Source organism: Myxococcus sp. XM-1-1-1 (assembly GCF_020037095.1).
Classification (GTDB): domain Bacteria; phylum Myxococcota; class Myxococcia; order Myxococcales; family Myxococcaceae; genus Myxococcus; species Myxococcus fulvus.
Genome location: NZ_JAIQDH010000001.1, coordinates 351537 through 377370, shown reverse-complemented (window position 1 = coordinate 377370; position 25834 = coordinate 351537). Strand labels below are relative to the sequence as shown.

Here is a 25834-nt window from a genome sequence, read left to right as displayed (position 1 = left end):
ACTCATATTCTGTCTCCATGCCAAAGAACAGAATCGGCGTGCTCGTCTTCCTCGTGGCGGGCCTGGCCTCCGCCGCCCCGGCCACGCCCGCCAACCCGTTGCTGGAGCCATGGACGGGCCCCCATGGCGGAGTGCCGCCCTTCGACCGGGTGAAGGTCGAGCAGTTCGAGCCGGCGTTCGAGGTCGCGATGGAGGAGAACCGGCGCGAGCTCGCCGCCATCCTCCACACGAAGGAGGCCCCGACATTCGAGAACACCATCGCCGCATTGGAAGACGCGGGGCGGACGTTCACCCGCGTCTACGAGGTCTACAGCGTCTGGTCCAAGGTGATGAACACGCCCGACTTCCAGCAGGTCGAGCGCACGATGTCGCCCAGACTGGCGGCCTTCTGGGACGAGCAGTCGCAAGACCTCGCCCTCTTCCAGCGAGTCCAGGCCGTCCATGACTCGCCCGAGATGGCGCGGCTGACGCCCGAGCAGCGGCGCCTCGTCCAGTACTACTACCGGGACTTCGCCCGCTCCGGCGCGAAGCTCGACGCCCCGGGCCGCAAGCGCATCGCCGAGCTCAACCAGCGCTTCGCCGCCCTCTACACCTCCTTCCGGCAGAACGTGCTCGCCGACGAGGCGAACGCGGTGGTCATCGACGACGAGGCGGACCTCGCGGGACTGCCGGAGGCCCTGCGCAAGGCCGGGGCCACCGAAGCCGAGGCACGCGGCCTGAAGGGCCGGTGGGTGGTGTCCAATACCCGCTCGGCCGTGGCGGACTTCCTCACGTACCTGGACGACAGGGCGCTGCGGGAGAAGGTGTGGCGCAACTACGACAGCCGGGGTGACCACGGCGACGCGCACGACAACAACGCCATCGTCCGCGAAATCCTCACCCTGCGCGCCGAGCAGGCCCGGCTGCTGGGATTCCCGACCTACGCGCACCGGCAGCTCGAGGGGACCATGATGGCCACCCCCGAGCGCGCCATGAAGCTGCTGATGGACACCTGGGCCCCCTCCGTCGCGCAGGTGCGCGCGGACGTCACCGCGATGCGAGCGCTCGCGCGGCGCTCCGGGCTCACGGGGGACCTCGCGCCGTGGGACTACCGCTACTTCGCGGAGAAGGTGCGCAAGGCGAAGTACGACTTCGACGACACCGAGGTGAAGCCCTACCTCCAGTTGGAGAAGCTGAGGGAGGGCATGTTCTGGGTGGCCGGCGAGCTGTTCGACTACACCTTCGCGCCCGCGGCCCGCGTGCCCGTCTACCACCCCGACGTGCGCGTCTTCGAGGTGAAGGAGCGCGCCAGCGGGCGTCACGTGGGGCTCCTGTACTTCGACCCCTATGCGCGCCAGGGCAAGTACAACGGCGGCCAGACGGACCCGTACCGTGTCCAGGAGCGGTTCCGGGGGGAAGCCACCCCCATCGTGACGAACAACCTGCCCTTCGTGAAGCCAGGGCCCGGCGAGGCGGCCCTGGTCGGCTGGCGCGACGCGCTGACGCTCTTCCACGAGTTCGGCCACGCGTTGCACGTGCTGAACTCCAACGTGTCCCATCCCTCGCTGAGCGGCGGACGCGTGGTGCGCGACTACGGGGAGTTCTCGGGCAAGCTGCTGGAGCGCTGGGTGGCGACGCCCGAGGTGCTGGGACGCTTCGCGATGCACCACAAGACGGGCAAGCCGATGCCGCCGGCGCTGCTGGCGAAAATCCAGAAGGCCGCGACGTTCAACCAGGGCTTCTACCTGGTCGACTACCTCACCTCCGCGCTGGTCGAGATGAAGTTGCACCTGGCGAAGGAACAGCCCCTGGACCCGGACGCGTTCGAGCGCGACACGCTCCAGCAGCTCGGGGCCCCTGCGGAGGTCGGCATGCGCTTCCGGATGCCGCACTTCACCCATGTCTTCGAGGGCGACTCGTACGCCGCTGGCTACTACATGTACCTCTGGGCGGACGTGTTGGCCGCCGACGCGTTCGCGGCCTTCAGACAGGCGCGGCGTCTGCACGACCCCAAGGTGGCGGCGCGGCTGCGACAACACGTGTTCTCCGTGGGCAACACCGTGGACCCGTTCGAGGGCTACCGCGCGTTCCGCGGCCGGGACGCCACCAGCGAGGCCCTGCTGCGCGAGCGCGGCATCCACTGACTCCGTCTCGTGAGACGGAGGTCACACGTCGCTCCACGGGGTGCCGCTCACGGCACCACGTGGACCGTCGTGCTGGAGCGACTGGCGCCGTAGCCCAGGGAGAGGGTCACCTTGTAGCGCCCCGGCAGCCAGTAGCGGTGCGCAAGCGCGCCGACCACCGCGCCGTCGACGTCGCGGGCAGGCACACCTCGCAGGCGTTCGCTGGGTTCGCCCGTGGACGAGGCAAGGGGTATTCCAGCGGCCGGTCATCGGGCCGAGGTCCCCGTCTCAGCACGTGTGACATGAAACGCTACTCAGCCCGTGACACAGACCGCCACTCACCGAGAAGTCAATCAACACCCATTGTGAACACCATTCAAGACAGTCAGTCTGCATGTGCAACTCTTTGACGGAGGTTACACATGTTCCCCTCGCAGACTGGCCTGATTCGTTTCGCGTCAAGGCTCCCCTTGCTCGCGCTCCTCGTCGCCCTGAGCGTCGTCCCCTGGAGCGCGTCGGCTCAGCAGGCACGGATCCCCGGTGGACTCATCGGCGTCGGGTATCAAGGCCACATCGGCCCTCCGAAGTGGGTCCAGCTGGCCTGCAAGTACACGGCGGTCTACGCCCCATGTCACTGCCCACCTCCCACCGTCGCCAACTTCGATACGGCGCAGGGCTGCTCCAATGAGAGCCAGGAGTGGGCCAATCGGGACGCCTTGAACTCCTGCATCAGCCTCTGCGCGAAGGCCGCCAAGGATTCTCCGGGCGCCGGCGGCGGCGTCAACGGCGGCGTCCTGGGACGTCCGGGGAGCTCGACGAGGGGCGGCATCTCGATTGACGGCGCGGGCACCGTGGCGGCCCTGGGGGCGGAGGGCTTCGTCGCGTTCATCCCCTTCCGCACGGAGCCTCTCTTCGGCACGAAGAAGGAGCAGCTGGCCGACGCGGTCGCGGAGGCCACGCGCGTGCCATGGGTGTTCCTCGATGGCATGGGCGAGTCCATCCCGTGGGAGGACCCGCACGGCTCGGCGGCCTTCGTCCAGGCCTACTGGAGCGAGCGCGGCGCGCCCCATCCCATCGGCCACTGCAAGCACGCCCTCCAGGTCTCCTGCCCGCTCGAGAGCATGAAGCTCGGTGACAGCCTCCAGGTCTGCTCGGGGGAGAGCGAGGACGACGCCAAGGCCATCGCCGAGACGAGCTGCGCGCCGCTGCGCTACGACGCGCTGAGCCGCACCTGGAAGGCGTGGGGCCTGTTCGGCATCCCCGATGAGGGACCGTATCGCGTGCCGACCGCCACCGTCCTCGCCGTGGGGCACCAGAAGTTCCTCGGCTTCATGCCCTCCAGCCTGGAGCCCGTGGGCCCCTACGAGGACTGGAACCAGCTGGCGGAAGAGCTGCTGGAGCGCACGGAGGGCACCACCGTGTGGCTCGCAGGCCCGGTGAAGTACTACTCCCCGCGGGAGTAACGACCCGCTTCGTCCCGCCTCGCGGCGCATGCGCGAGGCGGGCACCCAGACGGTGCGGCGCGGCCTGTCACGGGGTAGGAGGCTCGTGCGTCCTACGCTCCAGGATGACCATGACCACGCCCCCACCGCCTGTCGAAGACCTGCAGCGCCACCGCCCGCGGCTGCTGGGGCTCGCCTACCGGATGCTCGGTGAGCTGGCTCCCGCCGAGGATGTGGTGCAGGACGCCTACCTGCGCTGGCACCAGGAGGGTTCGCCGGACATCCAGAGCGCGGAGGCGTGGTTGGTCACCGTGGTGAGCCGGCTCGCGATAGACCGGCTGCGCCGCGCCGCCACCGAGCGCGCCGCCTACGATGGCCCCTGGCTTCCAGAACCCGTGCTGACCGAGGCGCCCACGCCGGAACAGGCCGCGGAGCGCGCCTCGGACCTGTCGGTCGCGCTGCTGGTGCTGCTCGAGTCGCTGAAGCCCGAGGAGCGCGTGGCCTTCCTGTTGCGCGAGGTCTTCGGGGAGGAGTACGAGACGCTGGCGCGGGTGCTGGGGCGCAATGAGCCGGCGGTGCGGCAGTTGGTGCACCGGGCGCGAGAGCGGGTGCGGGAAGGACGTCCGCGCTTCCCTTCCCCACCCGGGATGAAGGAGCAGCTTCTGCAGCGCTTCCTCTCCGCGCTCGGCACTGGAGACCAGGCGGCGCTGGTCTCGATGCTCGCCCCGGGCGTGACGTTCACCAGTGACGGAGGCGGCAAGGCCTACGCGGCGCGCAAGCGCATCGAAGGCGCCGAACGCATCATCCGGATGTTGCTCGGGCTGAGACAGAAGCTGCGCGGCACGATGGAGCACCGCATCGTGTCGCTCAACGGGCAGCCCGCCGCGCTCACCTTCCGCGACGGGGTGCTCTTCCATGCGACGATGCTCGAGGTGGACGGCGAGCACATCCGCGCCATCTACCGGGTGCTCAACCCCGACAAGCTCCAGCGGCTCGAGCGCGACGCAATTCACCTCGCGTGAGTCACGGCCCCAGGCGGCGTGCGCAGGGGGACGCCGATGCGATTGAGCGCGTTGATGAGCGCCACCTGCGCGACCAGCGCCGCGAGTGACGCGTCGTCGAACGCCGCCCGCGCCGCGTCCCACACCGCGTCCGGTACACCCTCGGGCCCCAGCTGGGTCGCGGCCTCGGTGTAGGCGAGCGCGGCGCGCTCCGCGTCACTGAAGAGCAGGGACTCGCGCCAGACTACGACCTGGTGGAGGCGCTCGTCGGATTCTCCCAGGTGGCGCGCTTCACGCACGTGCATGTCCACGCACAGGACGCAGCCGTTGTGCTGCGAGGCGCGAATCTTCACCAGCTCACGGAGGTTCGGAGCCAACGGGCTCTCGCGCAGCGCCGCATCCACGGCGAGGAAGGCGCGGTAGGGCGCGGGGGCGAGCCGGGCGATGTCCAAACGGGGACGCGGGTGTGACGTGTCGTTTCGGGGGGTCTGCATCGAGGGGTCTCCTGATGGGTGCGCGCAAAAGACGTGCGGCTGTTTCGCCTGTGACAGCCGGAGTCCGCGGGCCCTGTCCCACCCGGATGTGATGAACCTGGAGTCGCCACGCTGAGAAGAAGTTTTCCCATCCCCGCCGGGCACACGCATTGCTGGGATTCCCGTGACGGCGAGAGTCAGGGAGGGCGGATGCACGGTGGATGGCGATGGGCAACGGCGGTGGGCATGGCGGTGTTCCTCGGCGCATGTGGCGAGTCCTCGGACAAGGACGCCCCCTCGGGTCCGGGCCCCTGGCCCACGGACGCGGTGAAGGACTACGCGACGGCGTTCGGTGTCGGCGCGGGGGTGCGGAGCATCGGCGTCGACGAGGGCCACAACATCTGGCTCTTGAAGGGCGACGAGATTGGCGTGCTGCGTCCTGGCGACACGGCGCCCACATGGACGCGTGGCGTGGGACAGGCCGCCGGGGGCTTCGGGCGGGACAAGAAGGCGCTCGGCTCCACCGTCATCTGCGGGGGTGAGGCGGGGCGCGCCTACGTGGGTTACCACACGTACGAATTACAGCCGGAGGTACCGGACAAACCTCACGCCTACATCCCCGGACCTGGGGAGCCGCACTACACCGAGGAGCGCTTCGCGGAGTACCAGAAGGGCGACCTGGACGCGGTGCGCGTGGAGTCCGACGGCACGGTGGTGCTGGAGGAGCACCTGTGGCGCAGCGCGGGTGTCTCGGGCGGACAGCAGCAGCTCGGCATCCGCAACACCAACGACTTCCACTACGACGAGGACCGCTCGGTGCTCGCCTGCCAGCGGGTGATGCGCGGCAGGGACCGGGGTGATGTCTACATCGGCACCAACCACGGCGTGACGTTGATTCGAGACCTCACGTACAACAGCCACCGCCACGCGGCCTGGTATCTCGAGACGCCGCGCGCGGACGGCAGCGTGTCCCAGTCACTCCAGGCGGGGTTCAACTGGGGGCTCGGAATCGGACCTGACGGTGAAGTGCTGGTGGCCAATGACTGGCTGGTGGGCATCCTCCAGCCGAACGGTGTGCTCGCGGACTTCGACCGGGAGCTCACCTGGGAAGGGCCGGTGCCCTGGAGCTACAAGGGGCACAACGCGCAACTCAACAGCCTGGAGTCCTTCGACCACTGGCGCGCCATCGCTCGCACGAAGGCGGGGACGACCTGGGTGGGCAGCCGTGACTTCGGCCTGTGGCGCATGGAGCAGACGGACCGCTCCAGCGCGAACTACACGCGCATCACCACCCTGCCCTCCTCCAACGTGACGGCGCTCGCGGCCACGGACGGCGGCATCGTCTACGTGGGCACGCAGGACCAGGGCCTGTGGCGCATCGAGGAGGACGGGGCGACGCTCACGCGCGTGGAGACCGTGACCGGGCGACAGGTGATCCAACTCGTCTACGACCCCACCGTGGCACCGGCCATGCTCTATGTGCTGACCGACCTGGGGCTGACCGTGCTGCGGGAGTAGCGCGCCACAGACGTCCACCCGTGCCGTGAGAAGCTCACGGCAACGGGGCTGTTTTACCTACCACTTGGGAGGTATGGCTCGCGCCCGTCCATGGACTCAAAGTCTCACGCGGTGCCAATCGGCACGACAAGCCGTCTACCGAGGACGGACGGGGAGACCAACATGGCGACCGTGGGACAGCGATTCAAGACAGGCGAGACGTGCCCGACCAGGGGCAGCTACATCTTCGATGGATATACGGACAACACGACCACGCCAGCACCGACCAGCGAGGAGCGCGTCATCCAGCTCAACGTGAACGCGACGTTCCCGCCCATCAGGTCCTCCAACAAGGGGGCGTACTGGAAGCTCGCGCGAATCCTGTAACCTCACGTGACTTCCACGTAGCCAGCGTCACGACGCCACGAGTTCACGCGTCGGAAGCTGCCTGCGTGACATGAGGCAGGCCACGCCGAGGTTGGGGACCCAGCAGAGCCACGCGACGATTCGGTAGGCCGTGACGAAATCGCCCAGCGAGTGGACCAGCACGGGCATCCACAACCTCAGCGTGACCGCCGCGAAACAGGCCGCGAAGCTGTACGTCATCATGAGCCGGTGCTCCTCGACCCGCCGGTTCCTGATGAACCACCAGGCACTGGCCGTCGTCGCCAGCCAGATGACGCCCAGGCTGACGAAGCCCGACGCGGCGACAATGCCTCCCGTGGCGAAGAAGCCGATGTACACGGCCGCGAGCCCGCTCAACATGACCGCCCCGACATAGACCTTCCCGAGGAGCCGGTGCACACCCGGGTACTTGCCCCGCAACCTCGCGACGAACTGCGTCCAACCGACCGCCAGAGCGAGCCCACCCATCCCGACGTGGATGTAGAAGGCCGCGTTCCAGACGACGTCCATCAGCAACGCCTCGTCCTTCGAGCCGCGAATCCCGAAGCTCGAACCCGCGAGGAAGTAGCTGATGGGATACAGGCCCACGGCCACGCAGAGGAAGCCGAAGAGGAACCAACGGGCCTTGCGTGTCATCGTGGAGCCCCGGGGTTCGACATGGAGCGGCGTCGCGCGAGAATCCATCGCCCACGGCTACGGACCACGCCCCCTCCCGATTGCATCTCCCCCTAAAGAGAGGGCGCTCGCAGCTCCAGCCGCAGCGTCTGCTTGCCCACCCACTCGCCTCGCAGCAGGTTCTTCCCCACCTCCAGCCGCAGGCTCGCCGCCGGGTTACCCTCCGCATCCCTTTCCTGCAGTTCGAGCTTCCCGCCCTCCACCCGGCCGTCCAGCTCGATGGGCTTGCGGTGCTTCTCGTAGAAGTACACGCCGGAGACCGAGTCGTCCCTCTGCCGCTCCAACATCATGACGATGGGCAGCTTGCCGATTCGCCCCCGCAGCACCTGCCCGAAGACTTCACCGGACACCCCTTGCCCTTCGCCCAGCAGCACGTGCTTGCCGTAGGCCGTCAGATGCGGACGCAGGGTGGCATACGGCAGGGCCAGGCTCACGCTGTCGACGTCATCGAGCGCACGTGACGCGTGGTTGCTGCACCGCTCCGCGGTCATCCGCGCTTCCGCACCGGTGAACTCCCAGCGCTCGTGGAACGTGTTCCTCGTGCGCTCCTCCTCCGCGTTCGCCTCGACGCCCTCCAGGCACTCGCGATTGAACGCGAGGCGCTCCTCCAGGTCCGCCACCGTGTCGCTCGCGGCCTTCTTCTTGCTCGACGCCTTCAGCTCCCGCTCATACTTCGCAACCTGCTCCCGGTAGAGCCGCAGCTTCTCCTTGTTCATGCGCAGGACCAGGGCCCGCACGCCCGCGGGGGTGAACAACTCCCGTGGATTCAGCTGACGTCCCGTGCGCACGTCGAAGCTGTACGCCACGCCGTAAGTCTCGCAGTAGGCCCCGCAGCCCTCGACATCGAAGCGAATCGTGAGCAGGCGCCCATCGTTCCGCGTCACAGTGAAGCCCTGCTCGGAGAGCCCCGACAGGTCCAGTCCGTCGGCCGGCAGCCGCGCCTCCACCTTCGTGGGCGTCAACGCCTTGAACCGACCGATGAACAAAGCGTCGTTGATGTTGGCGGCCACCTCCGGCTTCTCGTGCGTGACGAACGCCATCTGGAGATCCCCCACCGGGAAGACGCTCTCCGCCTCCGGCTTGGGGAGGACCGTGAGCGTGCGCACCTCCAACCCCTCCGCCCCTGCCCTCCCAGTGAGCAGAATGGCCAGGAGCGGGAGCAGCACGAGACGCATGGGAAGACGCTTCATCGGAAGACCTCGGACAGGACGACCACGCCGACATCCTGCCTCAAGGCCCGCCGGAGCACATCCCGAGCAGCGCGCTTCAATACCGCGCTGTCACCCCGCCCCGAGGCGTGTACACGTTCGCGCTCACGGAGCGGACATCCACGTCGACGCCAATCAGGCTCTCCGCGTGCCCCAGGAAGAAGTACCCCGTGGGCGCGAGCCGCTGGACCATTCCGCCAATCACCCGGCTTCGCGCCTCCGCGCCGAAGTAGATGAGCACGTTGCGACAGAAGATGAGGTCGAACGGCCCCGGAGGCCACTCGCCGGGCGCGTTCAGGTTGACGCGCGCGTAGCGCATCAGCGCCCGCAGCTCCGGCCCCGCCTTCATCATTCCCTCCTGCGTCCGCACCCCCTTGAGCATGTACGCCCGGAGCAGCGGCTGCGGAATCGTGGCCGCCCGCTCCAGCCCCCACAGCCCCTCCTGCGTCCGCTCCAACGCCCACGTGGACAGGTCCGTCGCCAGGACCTCCAGGCTCCACCCCGAGCCTCGCGGAAAGGCGTCCAGCAAGCACATCGCGAGCGAATAGGGCTCCTCTCCCGTGGAGCACGCCGCGCTCCAGACCCGCAGGCTCCGCGCCCGACGACCCGCCTGGGCCTGCGCAATCCAGTCCGGGAAGATGCGCTCGCGCAAGAGCTCGAAGTGCTGGGGCTCACGGAAGAACGCCGTCTCATGGGTGCAGAGGCTGTCCAGCATCCGCACCTTCTCGGCCTCGTGCCCCCGCTCGGTGACGTACGTGTAATACGCGCCGAACGACGTCAGCCCCAGCTCCCGGAGCCGCCGCGAGAGCCGGTTCGCCACCAGCGCATCCTTGGCCTGCGACAGGTGGATGCCCGCCTCACGCTCCACCAGCGCCTGGAACAGGGCGAGCTCCCGCGACGTCAACACCGGGGGCGCGGCGGGTGGACGCGTGAAGTCGCTCATCGCGTCAGCCGTTGCCGGGGGCCTCGTCCGGGACAGGCTCTACCGCGACAACGGAGACCGGCGTGCTCAACGGCTCGCCCCCGGCGGCCTGCTCGGCGGAGGCGGTCTCCAGGCTGAGCAGCTCCGCCACGGACAACAGCCGGTCCAGGTCCAGCAGCATGATGAACGTGTCCTCGTGCCGCCCCAGGCCCACGAGGAAGTCCAGCCGCACGCGCGTGCCGAACGCGGGCGGCTGCTCGATGTCCTCCGGCCCCAGCTCCAGGACCTCGCTCACCGAGTCCGCCAGGAGCCCCATGGCGCCCTGCCGCCCGTCGAGCGACACCTCGACGATGACGAAGCACGTCCACCGGGTGATGGGCCTCGGCGGCAGGCCGAACTTCACCGCCAGGTCCACCACCGGCACCACGCTGCCTCGCAGGTTGATGACCCCCTGCACCGCCGCGGGCATGCCCGGCACCCGGGTGATGGGGCGGTGCTCGATGATCTCCCGCACCCGCAGGATGCCGACGCCGTACTCCTCTCCCGCGAGCATGAAGCTCAGGTAGTTGGACCGGACGGACTTCTCGATGGAGTCGCTCATGGCTCGGGCGCTCCCCTAGAACCGCTGGAAGTCCTGGTTCGAACCCGGCGCCGGTGACGCGGGCAGGGTCCCCTGCGTCGCCGCGAACAGCGACCTGGCCGGCGACGCGGGCGGACGCTGCGCGGGCGGCTTCGGCATCGACATCCCACGCCCCAAGTACCCCGAGCCATCCGCGAGCCGGAAGAAGGTCATCATCTGCAGCAGCGACTCGGCCTGCGTCGCCATCTCCTCGGCCGTGGAGGACAGCTCCTCCGCCGCGGACGCGTTGCGCTGGGTGACCTGGTCCACCTGCACCATCGCCCGGTTCATCTGCGACACGCCGATGGCCTGCTCCTTCGACACCGTCGTCACCTGCTGCACCAGCTCCGCCGTGCGGCGGATGGCCGGCACCAGCTCCGCCAGCAGCTGTCCGCTGCGCTCGGCGACCCGGACGCTGGAGCTGGCCAGCGCGCCAATCTCCTTCGCGGACTTCTGGCTGCGCTCGGCCAGCTTGCGCACCTCCGTGGCCACCACCGAGAAGCCCCGGCCATGCTCCCCGGCGCGCGCGGCCTCCACCGCGGCGTTCAGCGCGAGCAGGTTCGTCTGGTAGGCAATCTCCTCGACGATGGAGATGCGCTCGGCGATGGCGTTCATCGCCTCCACCGTCTCCTTCACCGCGCGCCCGCTCTCCTCCGCGTCCCGCGCGCCCTTGACCGCCATCTGCTCCATCTGCCGGCTGTTCTCCGCGTTCTGGCTGATGGTGAGGTTGAGCTGCTCCAGGCTCGCGGTGGTCTCCTCCACCGAGGCCGCCTGCGTGCTCGTCCCCTGGGACAGCCCCTGCGAGGCGGCGGCCACCTGGGTGGACGCGGAGGACAGCGAGCCCGCCGCGCCGCGCACCTCGCTGATGACCCCCGACAGCCGGTGGATCATCTCCCGCATGCCCGTCATCATCTGCCCCGTCTCGTCCCTGCCACGCACGGAGATGGTCGCCGTCAAGTCGCCGCCGGTGACCTGGTCGGTCACCTGCACGGCCTCGGTCAGCGGGCGGACGATGCTCCGCGTGAGGATGAAGGACAGCAGCCCCGCGAGCACCACGCCCAGCGCGCCGCCGAAGACGAGGGTGTCGTACAAGAGCTCCACCAGCCGGGCGACATCCTCCGAGCGCTTCGCCTGCAGCGAGCCCTCCTCGGTGGCCACCTCGGTGAGCAGCGTGCGCATCCGGTCCGCCATCTCCTTGCCGCGCGCGCCCTTCACCTCCTCGAAGAGGGCGTTCAGGTCCGACTTGCCCGCGAGGACCTCGCGCCGCCGGGCGATGGTGGACTCCAGGTGCTGGCCCTGCCACTGCTGGACCAGGTCCCGGACCTCCTGGAGCCGCTCCTGCTGCCGGGAGTTGTCCGTGGTCAGCTCCCGGATGTGGTTGAGGTTCTGCGCGAAGCTGACGCGCGCCGCGGTGTAGGGCTCCAGGAAGCGCTCGTCGCCGGTGATGAGGAAGCCGCGCTGGCCCGTCTCCAGGTCCGCGAGGTCGCCCTCCAGGGTCCGCACGGCCATGAGCACCTCGGTGCTCTGCTTGCTCTCCACGTCCGCGACCGCGGTGCGGTTGAGCGTCGAGTACGTGGCCATCACGATGCCGATGAGGATGACCACCATCGACGTGAAGGCCAGCAACAATTTGCGGGTGATGCTCAGGTTGTCGAACACGTTCAGGGCTCCGAAGCGCGGGAGGCGGAAGGCGCGCGAGCGTCGGCGCCCGGGATGAGCGCGGCCTCGGTGAAGGGGGACTCGGGGGTCTCGGCGGCGCGGCGGATGGCCCGGCGCACCAGCGTGGAGGTGTCCAGGATGAGGCCCACCCGGCCATCCCCCAGGATGGTGGACCCGGAGATGCCGGGGGCGTCCTGGAACAGCCGCCCCAGGGGCCGGATGACGCGCTGACCCTCCCCCTGCAGGTGGTCCACCGCCAGCCCGACGATGCCGTCCGGGTGGCGGAGCACGACGACGTTCTCCCGGCCCGGCGCCGCGCCGCCCAGGCCGAAGACGCTGCGCAGGCGCAGGTAGGGCAAGGGCTGCCCCCGCAGGGCCAGCATGCCGGCCTCCTCGCCCGTGCGTTGGGAGGCGGGCAGCTCCAGGCACTCCTGCACCAGCTCGATGGGGACCACGTAGACCTGGTCGCCCACGCCCATGGCGAACCCCTGGATGACGGCGAGCGTGAGGGGCAGGCGCAGCGTCATCGTGGTGCCGTGGCCCTCCTGGGTCCGCACGGCCACCGTGCCGCGCATGGCCTCCACGTCGCGGCGGACCACGTCCATCCCCACCCCGCGCCCCGACAGCTCCGTCACCGTCCTCGCGGTGGAGAACCCGGGCTCGAAGATGAGCCGGTCCACCTCCTCGTCGCGCAGCCGCTCCGGGCTGGCCACCAGGCCCCGCTCCCGGGCGCGCTCGCGCACGCGCTCGCGCTGGATGCCCCGGCCATCATCCGACAGCTCCACGACGACGCCCCCCGCCTCGTGGACGGCCCGCAGGCGCAGCAGCCCACACGCCTCCTTGCCCGCCGCCTGCCGCTCCGCCGGGGTCTCGATGCCGTGGTCCAGGGCGTTGCGCAGCAGGTGGAGCAACGGGTCGCGCAAGGCCTCCAGCACCGCCGTGTCCAACGTGACGTCCTCACCCTCCAGCTCCAGCAGCGCCAGCTTCCCCTGCGCCCGGGCCAGGTCGCGGACGGTGCGCAGGTGCTGCCGGAACAGCGGGCCGACGGGGACCATGCGCACGCGCATCACCTCTTCCTGCAGCTCCTGGAAGAGCGGGTCCATCTCCCGCTGCTGGGTGAGCGCCTCGTCCCAGCTCGCGCCGGAGGCCTCCGCCTCCATGAGGAACTGCGTCATGCGCCCCCGCGCGATGGACAGCTCCGCCGCGAGGGTGACGATGCGGTCCAGCCGCTCCACGTCCATGCGCAGCGAACGGCCCCGCGCCGCCACGCGGGCCTCACTCCGGAGCGGGACGTTCTCGAACGGGACGACCACCGTGGGAGGAGGGCTCGTGTCGCTCGACTTGCCGGTGGCCCCGCCCTCGAGCAGCCGCGCCAGCTGCGCCCGGTGCACGGGCCCCAGCTGGTCCACGCCCGCCAGCGCGGCCCGCGTCAGCTCCCGCAGGTGGTCCACCGAGCTCAACAACAAGGAGACCCAGGGCTCGCCCACCGTGAGGCGTTGGTCGAGCAGGGCCTGGATGAGGTCCTCGGCCCCGTGCACGTAGTCCGTCAGCGACTGGAAGCCGAGCGAGCTGCCGCTCCCCTTGAGGTTGTGGGCCAGTCGGAAGAGCGCTCGCAGGTGCTCGTCGTCCGGGCGGGCCTCCAGCGCGATGAGGGTCTCCTCCATCGAGGAGAGCAGCTCCTCCGCTTCCTCGGAGAAGATGGCCAACACCTGCTGCCACTCCGCACCCAGGCCTGGAGGGGGACCCTTCATCTCGGTGCTCACGTCTCACACCTCTCCAGGTGGACGTGCGTCCCCATCAACCGGGCCCCCGGGCCGGGGAGCGCCTCGAAGCAACACATCATGTCGGAGGTCATGCGGATGGACGTCGAACGCCAGTGTCACGAATCGGACACGACGCTATCGCGCGTTGATAAAAGTTTCAATGTCTCGAATCAATTCATGCCAACCCCGACGAGCACGAACAATGATGAGTCATTGAGGGGTGTTTACGACCTTGACCGGGGTGTATCGGACCCGCCAATCCCAGACACGCCATGTCGACACGAGACCTACGGCACGCCTGGATTCACTCCACTCCAGGCGCGACAGCCTCCAAGGGCTCGCGAGAATCACGGCCCGGCTGGAATCAGTGGCCGATATGCACCCGCGAGGGTCCGCGCGGAAAATGCCCGCTGTGCAAGTCGCCGGCCAGGGTGGCCTCGAACCCGGGCTTGGCGCGCCCTGCGGCCGGAGTCCCCTTCGTGGCGCAAACACTCCCGAGCCCTGGGACAACGGCGCCCTGAGCCACCCCGTGGACGGGCACACTCCTCGGTTCTCCCCATCCCGAGGTCCTTCCGTGACACGCACCTATCGCACCCTAGGGCTCCTTCTCTCGACGTTGTGTCTCGCATCGCTGGCGGGTTGCGACGAGGACACACCCTCCCCGCCCGACGCGGGCCAGGACGCGGGCCTCGATTCGGGCTCCGACTCGGGACACGACGCGGGTCCCTCCGAGGACCCCGACGCGGGGCCGGACGCGGGCGGCGACGCGGGCCCCTATGTCTGGGATGGCACCTACGTCCCGCTCGAGGAGACGGGCGACATCGAAGACAAGGGCCTGCTGGCCACCTGCAAGTACGACCCGAGGACCGTCCCCGCCACCATCTGCAACGAGTTGGACCGCGCCGACCTCTTCGACTTGTCGCCATGTGACCTGACGACGCTGGGCGCGCTCCCCCAGGCGGGCATCTACCAGGCCGAGCTGCGGGGTGAGCGACTGCTGGCGGACGGCGGCACCCGCATCGTCCCGGCCGGGACCGGCTTCCACCTGAAGGACGATGGCGGGACGAGCACCCTGTATGACAACCCCCTGCTCAAGCTCGACATGGAGGGAGACCGCTTCGTCCTGCAGGGCCAGCAGGCCCGGACCCAGACCGTCATCAACCTGACGGGCTGCGAGACGAAGGCGCCCAACATCCTCACCGGCTGCTTCGCGTATTGCTCCCGCGGCAGGTTCTCCTTCGGCGGCACCTTCGAGGCCCACCGCGTGGCGCTGCAGGACGCCGAGCCCGAGTCCTCGGGCGGGCTCGAGCTGTTGTCCGAGCGCGCGGTCCCCACGGGCCACGCCGTGGACGTCCACGTCGCCAAGGGCCACGCCTACGTCGTCTCCACCTCCTTCCGGCAGGAGCAGGGAGGACTCGCCGTGTTCGACGTGAGCAACCCGCGAAGCCCCGTGCAGACCGCCGCCATCAGCCTGCCCGGGGACAACTTCTGGAACAGCGTGTGGGCCAAGGGCGACGCGCTCTACATCGCGAGCAGCGCCTCGGGCTTCATCGTCTACGACATCTCCCGGCCCGCCGAGCCGCTCTTCGTGCGCAGCGTGGCCACCGGTGGCTCAGGAGGCGCGCACACGGTGCTGGTCGAGGGCAACTTCCTCTACGCCATGGACCCCATCTCCGGGACCTTCATCTACGAGCTGACCGACCCCTTCGACCCGGTGCTGCGCGCCGTCATCCCGGGAGGCCCCCATGACGCGTTCGTCTACGAGGGGCGGCTCTACCTGAGCGACTCCTTCGACGGCTACGCCATCCACGACCTCTCCAACCTGGAGGACATCCGCGAGCTGGGCCGCTTCACCCGTCCGGACGGCTTCTCGCACCACAACGCGGTGGGCACCTTCGGCGGGAAGACCATCGCCTTCGAGGGCGGCGAGTTCAACGCCTCCCACGTGCGCGCGCTCGACGTCAGCGACCCCGCGAACATCGCGAAGATCGGCACCTACAAGCTGCGGCGGGTGACCTCCATGCACAACCTCATCCTGCGCGGCAACCTGCTGTACATCGCCTGGTACCACGAGGGCCTGCGCGTGGTGGACGTCTCCAATCCCACCCAGATGCGCGAGGTGGCGCACCACCATGTCTTCCGGGAGGCGGACCCGCGCCGGGCCGACAGCATCTTCGAGGGACTCTTCGGCGTGCGCCTGCCGGGCGACGGCTACGTCTACACCGCCGAGTCCTCGCGCGGGCTGATGATCTTCAACGAGCTGTGAGCCTTGCTGGCCCCCGGGGTGAGCCCGGGGGCCGGAGGCGAGGCGCGCCGATATCCCAGACATCGGCGGCCGCGACGGACGGGTGGGGTACGCTGCGGCCCGACTCCGTCAGCGAAGGTACCGCCATGACCGCGCAGCTCCACGACACCGTCGAGTACCGCAAGCACGTCTTCGAGCTCGCGGGCATCCAGGGCACGGACCTGTTCGAGCCCTCCGCCCACGGGCTGAGGCCCTGGGCCATGTCGACGGCCTGTCAGCGGGGCTTCCTCTGCCGCTACCGCGTCGCGGACAAGCGGCTGCTGCTGGAGGAGCTGCGCATCGGCTTGTCCGCCCAGGAGGAACAGGCCGTCCGGGAGGGCCACGGCCCGGCGCTGTCCGGGCAGCTCGCCACCTATTCCAGCGAGACGCACGAGCGGGTCGTCTACACGCGCCTGCGCGCCCCCGTGGCCTTCACCGGGGGCCTGTTGCTGGTGGACGGCTTCAACCGACGCGCGCCCTTCCACGAAGGGCTCCACCCCGCCTGGGGGCGCAAGCGCGCCCAGGAGCTCCTCTTCGAGGGAGGCCGACTGGTGGAGGAGCGGGACTGCGACGGAGTGATGGCGCGGGTGCACGAGCAGGCGCGCGAGAAGTCCCTGGAGCTGGAGCTCGCGCCCCACCGGGCGCTCGTCGCCCAGTGGCTCGCGGATGCGTTCCGCAGGAACTACGGCGCGGACTGAGCCGGGGCGCGCGCTGTCGGACCTGTCTCAGTTGCAGCCCTGGCCGGTCAGCCAGTCCACGCCCCGGGTCCGCGAGGCCGTGCCGCCCGAGCCCCCTCCATCCGTGTTGGAGAAGGACAGCGCCACGCTCGCGCCCGACGTCTGGTTCCTGATCTCCATCGTCAGGGTGTTGGGAATCAGCGCCGTGGTGTTCGGATAGCTCGCGCCGATGGTGTAGCGCAGCCGGCCGCTCGGCAGGCTCCCGCACTTGGCCATCTTGTTCTCGAGCTGCAGCCAGTTGCCGCGATTGAAGTTGGCATCCTGCGGCACCAGGTTCGCCCGGCCACCCCAGCCCCCCAGCTGCGAGCCGATGAGGTGCCCCCCGTCGTAGTCATTGCTGGGGTTCTCCGCATCGCCCCACTGCCCCACGCTCGTCTGACAGGCGTCGATGCGCGGCGCCGCGACGATGGCCGGCAGGTTCTTGTACGCCCGGCTCGGACGGCCCGCGGTGTCCAGGAAGTAATACTCGCCATCGAAGTCGTGCCAGAGGTTCCGGTCACTCGACGGGAAGTACTTCGGACAGTCCCGGATGGCCGCCCCGGTGACGTCCCCGTGGCGCACGTAGCCGACGCCGTACGGCGCCAGCGCCCCACGTATCTGCTCCTCGGTGTGGCTGTCGAAGAAGGCCATCAGGCCACCAGGCCCACCGAAGTCCTGCTCCAGCTGGCCGACGACGTCATCCCCGCCCAGCTCCAGGCCGGGGTCTCCACAGCCGCCGAGCCACAAGACAGACACCACCGCAACGGAAAGCTTGCTCAGGATGCGCATCCTCTTGGCTCCCTCTGGGCCGACCTGCGTGACATCGGGCAGCGTGTTGACCAGGAGACATAGAACCGAAATGCGTGAACTTCCAAAAAACTGAGAAGAACCGCGCCGCCCCTCCTCCAGCGCTCGTTGGCACCCGACGCTCACGGCTTCCGCCGCAGGTTCAAGGCTCCAACAGCACGCGACAGCGCGGTAGGCCGAGGTGTGCGGGCCCACGCACCGCTCACGTGCATGTCACGTCATCGCGCTTGCGAACATGCTTTCAATGTAAAACGAGAAAGCATCATTCCCCCTCCACGCAGCCCCCAGCGGCGTGAACCTGTTCGACCGGGAGAGACAACAATGCAAACACAGGCAAGCAAGTGCACAGGCCCAAGGTGGCCCAGGCCGCTCACGCTCGTGAGCGTGGCGCTTCTGCTCATCACGGGTTGTTCGACGCCGCCGACGGAGCCCTCGGAGCTCGCGGGCTCGAGGGCGGGCGCCGTCATCCAGGATGCCAACTTCGCCGACTCGGTCTTCGTCACCGGCCTGAGGGGTCCGACCACGATGACCTTCGCGCCCGACGGGCGCCTGTTCATCTCGGAGAAGAGCGGAGCGCTGCGCGTGGTCCAGAACGGCCAGCTGCTGGCGACGCCGTTCATGACGCTCGCCGTGGACACCGGCAACGAGCGGGGCCTGATGGGCGTCGCGTTCGACCCCAACTTCGAGAGCAACAACTATCTGTATGTCTATTACACGTCGGTGGACGGCACCATCCACAACCGGGTCAGCCGCTTCACCGCCAACGGCAACGTGGTGGTGCCCGGCAGCGAGCTGGTGCTCGCCGACCTCCCGACGCTCGACGCCGCCAACCACAACGGCGGCGCGGTGCGCTTCGGGCCTGACGACAAGCTCTACGTCTCCGTGGGCGAGAACGCGGTCTCCTCCAACTCGCAGAGCCTGAACACGCCGCTGGGGAAGATGCTGCGCTTCAACTCGGACGGCACCATCCCCACGGACAACCCGTTCCACGCGACGGCCACCGGGCTCGCGAAGGCGACCTGGGCCATGGGGCTGCGCAATCCGTTCACCTTCGACTTCCAGCCCGGCACGGGGCTTTTGTTCATCAACGACGTGGGTGAAGGCGGCTGGGAGGAGATCAACCGCGGCCAGGCCGGGGCCAACTACGGCTGGCCGATGACGGAGGGCTACTTCACGAACCGCCCGGGGCTCACGCAGCCGTTCTACGCGTACCCGCATGGCCCCGGCACGGCCGCCGGCAACTGCATCGCCGGGGGAGCCTTCTACAACCCGCGCGTCTCCGCGTTCCCCGGTGCATACCTGGGGCAGTACTTCTTCGCGGACTACACCAACGACTGGATTTCGCGCATCCACCCGACCACCGGCGCCGTCTCCCTGTTCGCGACGGGCGTCTCGGGCCCGGTGGACCTCGATGTGGGTCCCGACGGCGCGCTCTACTATCTGGCGCGGGGCACGGGGCAGGTGGGCCGCATCGCGTACACGGCCGCGCTGCCGCCGACCATCGCGCAGCAGCCGGCGGACCTCCTGGTCTCCGTGGGCACCCCGGCGAGCTTCGCGGTGTCGGCGAGCGGCGAGCAGCCCCTCACCTACCAGTGGCAGCGCAACGGCGTGGCCATCTCCGGCGCCACGTCGGCGACCTATACGCTGAGCGCCGCACAGCTCACCGACAACAACGCGCGCTTCCGCGTGGTCATCACCAACGGGATTGGGACGGCCACCAGCACGGAGGCGGTGCTGACGGTGACGTCCAACAAGCCGCCGGTGGCCACGATTGTCACGCCGGCCGTGGGGACGACCTACACCGCCGCCACGAACCTGGTGTTCTCCGGCTCGGCCAGCGACGAGGAGGATGGCGCGCTGCCGCCGAGCGCCATGACGTGGAGCATCGTGTTCCACCACGACACCCACACGCATCCCGCCATGCCCGACACCACCGGCATCGCGAGCGGCGACTGGCCCATCCCGAACATCGGCGAGAGCTCGGCGAACGTCTGGTACCGGGTGTGGCTCACGGCGCGGGATTCGATTGGCCTCACCCACACGACGTATCGCGACGTGCACCCCGTCACCGTCCCCATCACGGTGAGCAGCGTGCCTGGCGGACTGCAGGTGTTGATGGACGGCCGTCCCGTCCCCTCGCCCCACGCCACGACGGGCGTGGTCGGCGTGCTCCGCTCGGTGGGCGTCGAGTCCCCGCAGTTCGCGAACGGGAAGCTCTGGGCGTTCTCGTCGTGGTCGGACGGCGGCGCGCAGTCCCACGCCTTCACCACACCGGCCAGCGCGGTCAGCTTCACGGCCACGTTCACGGAGACCGCGAGCGGCAGCTGCTACCGCATCCAGAGCGAGCGCAGCGACAAGTGGCTCGCGGTGGACGGCGCTGGGAAGGTCGTGGCCAGCAGCACGGCGCAGACGGGCGGGCAGATCTTCCAGCTGGTCCCGGTGGGCTCACGGTTCAAGCTCAAGGGGACGGGTGACACGTTCATGACGGTGGTGGACAACCAGCTGTCGATGAGCGGCAACTTCACCAGCGGGGAGTCGTTCACGCAGCACCCCTGTGGCTATGGCGGGCGCACGCGCGTCGGCTTCCAGGCCTCGGTGGGGACGGCGCCCCACTGGAAGGAGACGACGCCGGATGGGCCCATCCAGAGCGGTGACGGTGGCAACGGCGGCGCCTGCAACCCGGCGGATGGGGGCACGTGGGAGGGGTTCTATCTGGAGCCGGTGGCCTGCTCGGGTGGCACCACGGGCCCGGTGTGCGGCAACGGCGTCCTCGAGAGCGGCGAGCAGTGCGACGACGGCAACACCCAGTCGGGTGATGGCTGCAGCGCGACGTGCACCCTCGAGAGCGGCAGCGCGGGCTGCGTGCGCATCCAGAGCGAGCGCAGCGACAAGTGGCTCACCGTGGATGGGGCGGGCAAGGTGGCCGCCATCAGCACGACGCAGGCCGGGGGCGAGGTCTTCGAGCTCGTCACCAGCGGCACGAAGTACAAGCTCAAGGGGGCGAGCGGCGCCTACGTGGCGGTGGTGGCGGACCAGCTCACCGTGAACGCCACGCTCGGCACCGCGGAGGCGTTCACCCGCCACGCGTGCGGCACCTTCGGCGGCCGCAATCGCTACGGCTTCGAGTCCTCGACGGGCACCGCGCGCAACTGGAAGGAGAACACGCTCGCCGCGCCCATCCAGAGCGGCAACGGCGGCAACGGTGGCATCTGCAACCCCACCGACGGCGGCTCGTGGGAGGGCTTCTATGTCGAGCCCGCGACCTGCCCGGTGACGGGAGGCTGAAGGCCCACGTCCCGGGGAGGCCCGCTCAACCGCGAGCCTTCCCGGGGCGCAGCAGCGCCCAGCCCAGGCAGATGCCGTAGAGGGCGGCGGAGCCGTGGACGGCGAACGCGTAGGCGAACGACACGCCCTGCCCCATCACCGTCAAGGCATCCGTGACGGGCATCACGATGGAGGCGACCACGAAGATGCCCGCCGCCTTGCGCTGACGCGCGGCCACCAGGCCGAAGAGCGCCAGCGCGATGCCGAAGTCCCGCCCGGCCTTGACGCTCATCCACGCAATCGCCACCGTGCCCGTCAGGGGCAACCCGAAGCCACGAGCGGCCTCCACCGGGTTCAGCAGGCCGCCCACGCTGAGGTAGAGCATGAAGCCCCCCAGGAGCAGCGTGAACAGGGCCGTGGGGGAACCGAGCCTCCAGGACAAAGGCGCTGACGTCGTATCCATGGCATCTCCTCGTGCTTCGAGCCGTGTGTTCATGCGGACAATCTGCCGCCCGGGGCCCGAGGTCGCCATCTCCGGCCGTCTCGATTCTTTGTCTGGAACGCTCATCACCTGAGCGCCTCGGGCAGCCCACGGCTATACTGGAGGCATGGACCCCACCCCTGGCTCCGACCTGCTCGGGCAGATCCTGGAACACACGCGGCTGAGGGGACGGCTCTACTGCCGCACCGTCGCGCGGGCCCCCTGGGGGCTGCGCATGGCGCCCACGCGGACGGCCACCCTGCACCTGGTCGTCGCGGGCACCTCCGTCCTCGTCCAGGGAGGCGAGACGCTCCCCCTGGGCCCCGGAGATGTCGTGCTGCTGCCGCGCGGAGACGGACACGCGCTCGCGGACTCGCCGCGCAGTCCGAAGATGGCGCTGGAGACCTGGCTCGCGACCCGGAGCGAGGACGCCTCCGCCTATGTGCTGGGAGGCTCCGGCGTGGAGTCCCGCCTGCTCTGCGGCTCCTTCGCGTTCGACGACCCGGGCGCGCACCCCGTGCTCCGCCTGCTCCCCGAGCGGGTGCATCTGCGGGGCGCGTCCGAGGAGGCACGGGCGCTGCTGCCCACCGTGGCCCTGCTCGACAGCGAGGCCTCGCGGGGCGAGCGCGGCTCGTCGCTCGTGGTGTCCCGGCTGCTCGACATCCTGCTGGTCCAGGTGCTGCGCGCCTGGGCCGAGACACAGCCTCCCGGCGGCGCGGGCTGGCTGGGCGCGCTCGGGGACAGGACGCTCGCGAGCACGCTGGGCTGGATGCACGCGGAACCTGGACGGAGCTGGACGGTGGACGAGCTCGCGAAGCGCGCCGGCACGTCACGGGCCACGCTGGCGCGTCGCTTCACCCACGCGGTGGGAATGGCGCCCCTGGAGTACCTCACCCAGCTGCGGATGCAGGAGGCGTCGCGCCAGCTGCGACAGGGCCAGGAGGGGCTCGCGGCCATCGCCAGCCGGGTCGGCTATGAATCGGAGTTCGCCTTCAACCGCGCGTTCCGCCGACACATGGGCGTGCCCCCTGGCGAGTACCGGCGGACGGCCCAGGGATGACGCGCGAGTTCGGCGCCGATGGGTCAATACCTTCGCCGGCGGCACCACGATGCGAGCGGTGACGTCCCGCTCGGACTACGTCCTCAAACCCGACCACTCCTTCCAGTTCAAGGACGTGGGGGGCTCGGGGCCCGCGGGGGCGATGACCTTCGGCACCGAGTCGGACACGGGGACCTGGAGCGTGAAGCACGACGTGCTCACACTCGCCGGGGCGCAGCGCCCACGCCGCAACCTCCTGATTGGCGCGGCGCGCACGCCCGAGGGCAAACGCACGCTCTTCCTCATGCCCGAGCACTCGGGCTGGTCCCTCCAGCCCGGAGCCATCGGCATGAGCAGCGAGCTGTACGTCGAGAAGGAGTGAGGCCTCCCGCGGGGCCGCGCGGGAGCCCTCGGTCGTCACTGGATGAAGAGGACGAACGTCTCCCACGCGCCGATGGCGGAGCGGTTGGCGTTGACCGCGCCCGAGGCATTACCGCCACCGCCGTTCTCCGCCACCACGTACTGGCCATTGGAGGCCTGGAGGGCCACGCGGTCCCCGGCCTGGAAGCGGCTCCTGCCCTCCAGGTTGATGAAGCGGAAGGTCTCCCACCCCTGCGCCGCCGCGCGGTTCGCGTTGACCACGCCGCCACCACCGTTCTCCGCCACCACGAACTGGCCGTTGGCCGCGCGCAGGTTGATGAGGTCGTTGTTGAGCAGCTCGCCGCCGTTCAGGTCGACGTAGCCGAAGCGCTCCCAGTCACCGATGGCCGTCCGGTCGGCGCCCACGAACGTGCCGCCCCCATTCTCCGCGACCAGGAAGTTCCCCGTGGCGGTGCGGAAGGACAGCCGCGTGCCCGCGGCCTGCGGATACAGCGCGAGCAGCGCCGTGACGTCGCTGCCCGTGAACTCGCCCGTCTCCGCCGAGCGGAAGCACGAGTTCATGATGGAGCCCCCCACCGACGCCGTGGTCGGCGTGCCCGGGATGTGGATGGCGCCGACTCCGCCATCGCCCTCGTTGCCTCCCGTCCCGCAGCTGATGGTCCGGTTGTAGAAGTCCGTGTGGCGGAAGCCGAGGGTGTGCCCGAGCTCGTGCGTGATGACGTGCTCGATGACGTCGACACCGTACTGGCTGAGCCGTCCACCGATGGTGATGGAACCGAATGGCAGGCCATTGGCCGGGAACCCCGCGACGCCTCCGTTCATGTTCGGGTCGAGGTTGGCCTGGATGGTGAAGCTGCAGCCGGTGCTCGGCGCGCGCGCCATCGTGAAGCGTGGGGAGCGCTCGTTGTAGTTCTGGATGGCCAGGTCCAGCGCCGTGCTGAACACCCCGGTGAAGGCGGGACCGTTGACGCAAATCCTCGTCACGGCCGCGCCGACGAGGTTCGTCGTGCGGTACTGCTCCTCGGAGGAGTCGGAGGCCGTCGACAGCTCGCGCGAGGCCTCCAGGGTGACCTCCGCGTCCCTGCCGACAAAGACTGTCTCACCGACGACCTGGATGTCATTGGCGGGGAAGCCCGCCTGAATCAGGTTGTCGACAATCTCCTGCGTGGGTGCGGGCTGCTCGCCACAGCCCCACGACAGGACACTGCTCGCGGCGATTGCGAAAACGAGAGACTTCAAGGACTTGGGGGTTGGAGACACGGGGCAACTCTTCGTGAAGGCTGGGCGACTGAAACATGCGGCTGCTCGAGCCTTCTCGCGAGCAGGCCGCCATCGCCCTATCCCTCTCCCCACGCCCGCCGCGACGAAATCGCGTGAGCCGGGTGTCCACGTGTCGACTGGCGCTCACGGCGTCACGACGCCACGCAGCCAGCTTCCTCGACTTCACAATGTATCGGTATCGCGGTCCGAGAGCGGACGCCCCCACGTCAGCTCGCGCGCGCGTAGCGCCCCGGAGACTGGCCCACATGGCGACTGAAGGCCGTGGTGAAGGTGCTCGCCGAGCTGTAGCCCACGCGCTCGGCCACCTCGTGGATGCTCAGCTCCCGGCCACACAGCAGCCCCCGCGCGACGGCCATCCGCCAACCGAGCAGGTACTCCATGGGCGCCAGCCCCACGGTGTGCGAGAAGCGGTCGAAGAACGCCGAGCGGGAGAGCGCCGCGCTCTTCGCGAGCTGCGCCACGGTCCAAGGGCGTGACAGGTGACGGTGCATCTGCCGTATCGCGGGCGCGAGCCGCGCGTCCGCCAGTCCGCGGAGCAACCCCGGAGGCGTGTCGTCGCGCGCAGCGCTTCGATGAGCAGCAGCTCCACCAGCCGCGTCAGCACGAGCTCTCGCCCCGAGCGCTGCTCGCCTGTCTCATCCCCGACGAGCCGCACCAGCATGGAGAGCCGCTCCACGCCGCGCACGTGCACCACGGCCGGGAGCAGTGACACCACCAGGGCCCCGTCCGGTGAATCGAAGACGAAGCAACCACCGAGCAGACGCACGTCCGGGCGCCCTCCCCGTCTGCCATGGCGCACCTCGCCCCGGGAGACACGGCGACCTTGGGGTCCACACGCTCGGCCATCACCGGCTCGAACCCGGAGATGGTGAAGCCCGGCGTCGCCGGCAGCAGGACGAAGTCGCCCTCCTGAAGCGTGATGGGCGACTGTCCGTCCACGGCGAGCCGACAGCTTCCTTCCAGCACGGCGCGGAAGCTCGGCGGGCCGAAGTCCGATTAGCGGACGCCCCAAGCGCCGGCGCCGCTGATGCCCTTCGAGAAGACGCCCCTGGGCTGGAGCAGCGCGATGACTTCCGACAGCGAGGCGCTCATGGACTGGACTCTAGCAAAAGAAATCCGGACGCCGTGTGGTGGAGCGTCCGGGAGGCCGCGCGTACCTTGGGTTCATCGACGCCGCGAACCGCGGCAGGGAGTCGACATGACGTCAATGTACGAAGTCACGGGTGGATGCCATCAGGAGGCTCGCTCAAGAAGACGGTGCTCATCACGGGGTGGTCCTCCGGCTACGGGCTCGAGACCGCGCGCCACTTCCTCGGCCTGGGCTGGAACGTGGTCGCCACCATGCGGACACCGCGGCAGGACCTCCTCCCGGCCTCGGAGCGGCTGCGGGTGGTGCCGCTCGACGTGACGAAGCCCGGGAGCATCGCCGCAGCGCTGGAGACGGCCGGCCCCATCGACGTGCTCGTCAACAACGCCGGCTCGGGCAGCCGACCGCCGTGACGCGCGAGTCCGACGTGGCGGAGGCCGTCTGGCGCGCCGTGAACGACACTTCAGGGGCGCTCCGTTTACCCGCAGGCCCCGACGCGGTGGCCCTGGCCCTGGCCCGCTCGGCGCAACCGGGCTGCGGGCCGGTCCCCGCCCGTGTTTCATGAAACAGACATCCGGCGGCTGAGACACCTGGCCCGCCACATCCCCCGCATCGCCCCAGGATGACCGGGACGGATTGCACCAAGGTCAACTGGTTGGAGTTGCAGGCAGGACACAAACTCTCTCAATGAGTCCTCCAGGACTCGAACTCCACCTGTCTGGCCATGC

The 25834-nt window shown here is 69.4% G+C and carries 23 protein-coding genes and 2 pseudogenes; 11 read left to right on the top strand and 14 right to left on the bottom strand.

The window, feature by feature from the left end; genetic code table 11:
• The first annotated feature begins 17 nt into the window (after window positions 1-17).
• Window positions 18-2123 carry a M3 family metallopeptidase gene (locus K8640_RS01470; RefSeq protein ID WP_223745447.1) on the top strand — a complete coding sequence of 702 codons (2106 nt, stop codon included), beginning with the start codon at window positions 18-20 and terminating at the stop codon, window positions 2121-2123.
• A gap of 47 nt (window positions 2124-2170) precedes the next feature.
• Here K8640_RS01470 and K8640_RS01465 read toward each other — a convergent pair whose 3' ends face one another.
• On the bottom strand, window positions 2171-2308 hold the full coding sequence (locus K8640_RS01465) for a hypothetical protein (protein ID WP_223745446.1): 138 nt from the start codon (window positions 2306-2308) through the stop codon (window positions 2171-2173).
• A gap of 264 nt (window positions 2309-2572) precedes the next feature.
• On the opposite strand from K8640_RS01465, the gene K8640_RS01460 reads away from it, so the two are divergent.
• Window positions 2573-3565, top strand: coding sequence for a hypothetical protein (locus K8640_RS01460; RefSeq protein ID WP_223745445.1), 993 nt, complete (start codon window positions 2573-2575; stop codon window positions 3563-3565).
• A gap of 110 nt (window positions 3566-3675) precedes the next feature.
• Window positions 3676-4566: an RNA polymerase sigma factor SigJ gene (gene sigJ, locus K8640_RS01455; protein WP_223745444.1), complete on the top strand. Its 891-nt coding sequence runs from the start codon at window positions 3676-3678 to the stop codon at window positions 4564-4566.
• On the opposite strand, the gene K8640_RS01450 is transcribed toward sigJ, so the two are convergent.
• Complete coding sequence (locus K8640_RS01450; protein ID WP_223745443.1) at window positions 4554-5039, bottom strand: carboxymuconolactone decarboxylase family protein; 486 nt, start codon at window positions 5037-5039, stop codon at window positions 4554-4556. The two genes, sigJ and K8640_RS01450, sit on opposite strands and share 13 nt — an antisense overlap.
• A gap of 189 nt (window positions 5040-5228) precedes the next feature.
• Between K8640_RS01450 and K8640_RS01445 the strand changes: the two genes are divergently transcribed.
• Window positions 5229-6536, top strand: coding sequence for a hypothetical protein (locus K8640_RS01445; RefSeq protein WP_223745442.1), 1308 nt, complete (start codon window positions 5229-5231; stop codon window positions 6534-6536).
• A 162-nt stretch (window positions 6537-6698) separates the two neighbouring features.
• Entirely contained in the window at window positions 6699-6902 is a 204-nt protein-coding gene (locus K8640_RS01440) for a YjzC family protein (protein ID WP_223745441.1), read from the top strand.
• Window positions 6903-6929: 27 nt separating this feature from the next.
• Here the strand turns inward: K8640_RS01440 and K8640_RS01435 are convergent, their stop codons facing one another.
• The 6 genes from K8640_RS01435 to K8640_RS01410 form a co-directional block, all read right to left on the bottom strand.
• The gene (locus K8640_RS01435) at window positions 6930-7604 is read right to left on the bottom strand and encodes a DUF2306 domain-containing protein (protein WP_223745440.1); all 675 of its coding nucleotides are present in this window, start codon (window positions 7602-7604) and stop codon (window positions 6930-6932) included.
• 44 nt (window positions 7605-7648) lie between these two features.
• On the bottom strand, window positions 7649-8770 hold the full coding sequence (locus K8640_RS01430) for a hypothetical protein (RefSeq protein WP_223745439.1): 1122 nt from the start codon (window positions 8768-8770) through the stop codon (window positions 7649-7651).
• A gap of 91 nt (window positions 8771-8861) precedes the next feature.
• A complete protein-coding gene (locus K8640_RS01425; protein ID WP_223745438.1) occupies window positions 8862-9746 on the bottom strand; it encodes a protein-glutamate O-methyltransferase CheR in 885 nt (294 codons plus the stop codon).
• 4 nt (window positions 9747-9750) lie between these two features.
• Window positions 9751-10326, bottom strand: coding sequence for a chemotaxis protein CheW (locus K8640_RS01420; RefSeq protein WP_223745437.1), 576 nt, complete (start codon window positions 10324-10326; stop codon window positions 9751-9753).
• 15 nt (window positions 10327-10341) lie between these two features.
• A complete protein-coding gene (locus tag K8640_RS01415) occupies window positions 10342-12003 on the bottom strand; it encodes a methyl-accepting chemotaxis protein (protein ID WP_223745436.1) in 1662 nt (553 codons plus the stop codon).
• Between the two features lie 2 nt (window positions 12004-12005).
• Window positions 12006-13766, bottom strand: coding sequence for a chemotaxis protein CheA (locus K8640_RS01410; RefSeq protein WP_370640297.1), 1761 nt, complete (start codon window positions 13764-13766; stop codon window positions 12006-12008).
• 574 nt (window positions 13767-14340) lie between these two features.
• On the opposite strand from K8640_RS01410, the gene K8640_RS01405 reads away from it, so the two are divergent.
• Window positions 14341-16032 (top strand): hypothetical protein, encoded by a 1692-nt coding sequence (locus tag K8640_RS01405; protein WP_223745435.1) that lies wholly within the window; start codon window positions 14341-14343, stop codon window positions 16030-16032.
• Between the two features lie 125 nt (window positions 16033-16157).
• Window positions 16158-16748: a hypothetical protein gene (locus tag K8640_RS01400; RefSeq protein ID WP_223745434.1), complete on the top strand. Its 591-nt coding sequence runs from the start codon at window positions 16158-16160 to the stop codon at window positions 16746-16748.
• Between the two features lie 27 nt (window positions 16749-16775).
• Here K8640_RS01400 and K8640_RS01395 read toward each other — a convergent pair whose 3' ends face one another.
• On the bottom strand, window positions 16776-17555 hold the full coding sequence (locus tag K8640_RS01395) for a DNA/RNA non-specific endonuclease (RefSeq protein ID WP_223745433.1): 780 nt from the start codon (window positions 17553-17555) through the stop codon (window positions 16776-16778).
• Between the two features lie 396 nt (window positions 17556-17951).
• Between K8640_RS01395 and K8640_RS01390 the strand changes: the two genes are divergently transcribed.
• A complete protein-coding gene (locus K8640_RS01390; RefSeq protein WP_223745432.1) occupies window positions 17952-20858 on the top strand; it encodes a PQQ-dependent sugar dehydrogenase in 2907 nt (968 codons plus the stop codon).
• A 25-nt stretch (window positions 20859-20883) separates the two neighbouring features.
• On the opposite strand, the gene K8640_RS01385 is transcribed toward K8640_RS01390, so the two are convergent.
• Window positions 20884-21300: a DUF4267 domain-containing protein gene (locus K8640_RS01385; protein ID WP_223745431.1), complete on the bottom strand. Its 417-nt coding sequence runs from the start codon at window positions 21298-21300 to the stop codon at window positions 20884-20886.
• 145 nt (window positions 21301-21445) lie between these two features.
• On the opposite strand from K8640_RS01385, the gene K8640_RS01380 reads away from it, so the two are divergent.
• Window positions 21446-22378 carry an AraC family transcriptional regulator gene (locus K8640_RS01380; protein WP_223745430.1) on the top strand — a complete coding sequence of 311 codons (933 nt, stop codon included), beginning with the start codon at window positions 21446-21448 and terminating at the stop codon, window positions 22376-22378.
• A gap of 58 nt (window positions 22379-22436) precedes the next feature.
• Window positions 22437-22739: a hypothetical protein gene (locus K8640_RS01375; RefSeq protein ID WP_223745429.1), complete on the top strand. Its 303-nt coding sequence runs from the start codon at window positions 22437-22439 to the stop codon at window positions 22737-22739.
• Between the two features lie 35 nt (window positions 22740-22774).
• Here the strand turns inward: K8640_RS01375 and K8640_RS01370 are convergent, their stop codons facing one another.
• The 4 genes and pseudogenes from K8640_RS01370 to K8640_RS43025 all read right to left on the bottom strand — a co-directional run.
• A complete protein-coding gene (locus K8640_RS01370) occupies window positions 22775-23977 on the bottom strand; it encodes a M57 family metalloprotease (protein ID WP_223745428.1) in 1203 nt (400 codons plus the stop codon).
• Between the two features lie 248 nt (window positions 23978-24225).
• Complete coding sequence (locus K8640_RS42800) at window positions 24226-24558, bottom strand: helix-turn-helix domain-containing protein (RefSeq protein WP_305070634.1); 333 nt, start codon at window positions 24556-24558, stop codon at window positions 24226-24228.
• Between the two features lie 74 nt (window positions 24559-24632).
• A pseudogene (locus K8640_RS43030) lies at window positions 24633-24818 on the bottom strand (cupin domain-containing protein); the annotation flags it as partial.
• 95 nt (window positions 24819-24913) lie between these two features.
• Window positions 24914-24958 (bottom strand): annotated as a pseudogene (locus tag K8640_RS43025) (hypothetical protein); the annotation flags it as partial.
• A gap of 288 nt (window positions 24959-25246) precedes the next feature.
• Between K8640_RS43025 and K8640_RS01360 the strand changes: the two are divergent.
• Entirely contained in the window at window positions 25247-25519 is a 273-nt protein-coding gene (locus K8640_RS01360; RefSeq protein WP_223745427.1) for an SDR family NAD(P)-dependent oxidoreductase, read from the top strand.
• The last annotated feature ends 315 nt before the right edge of the window (window positions 25520-25834 follow it).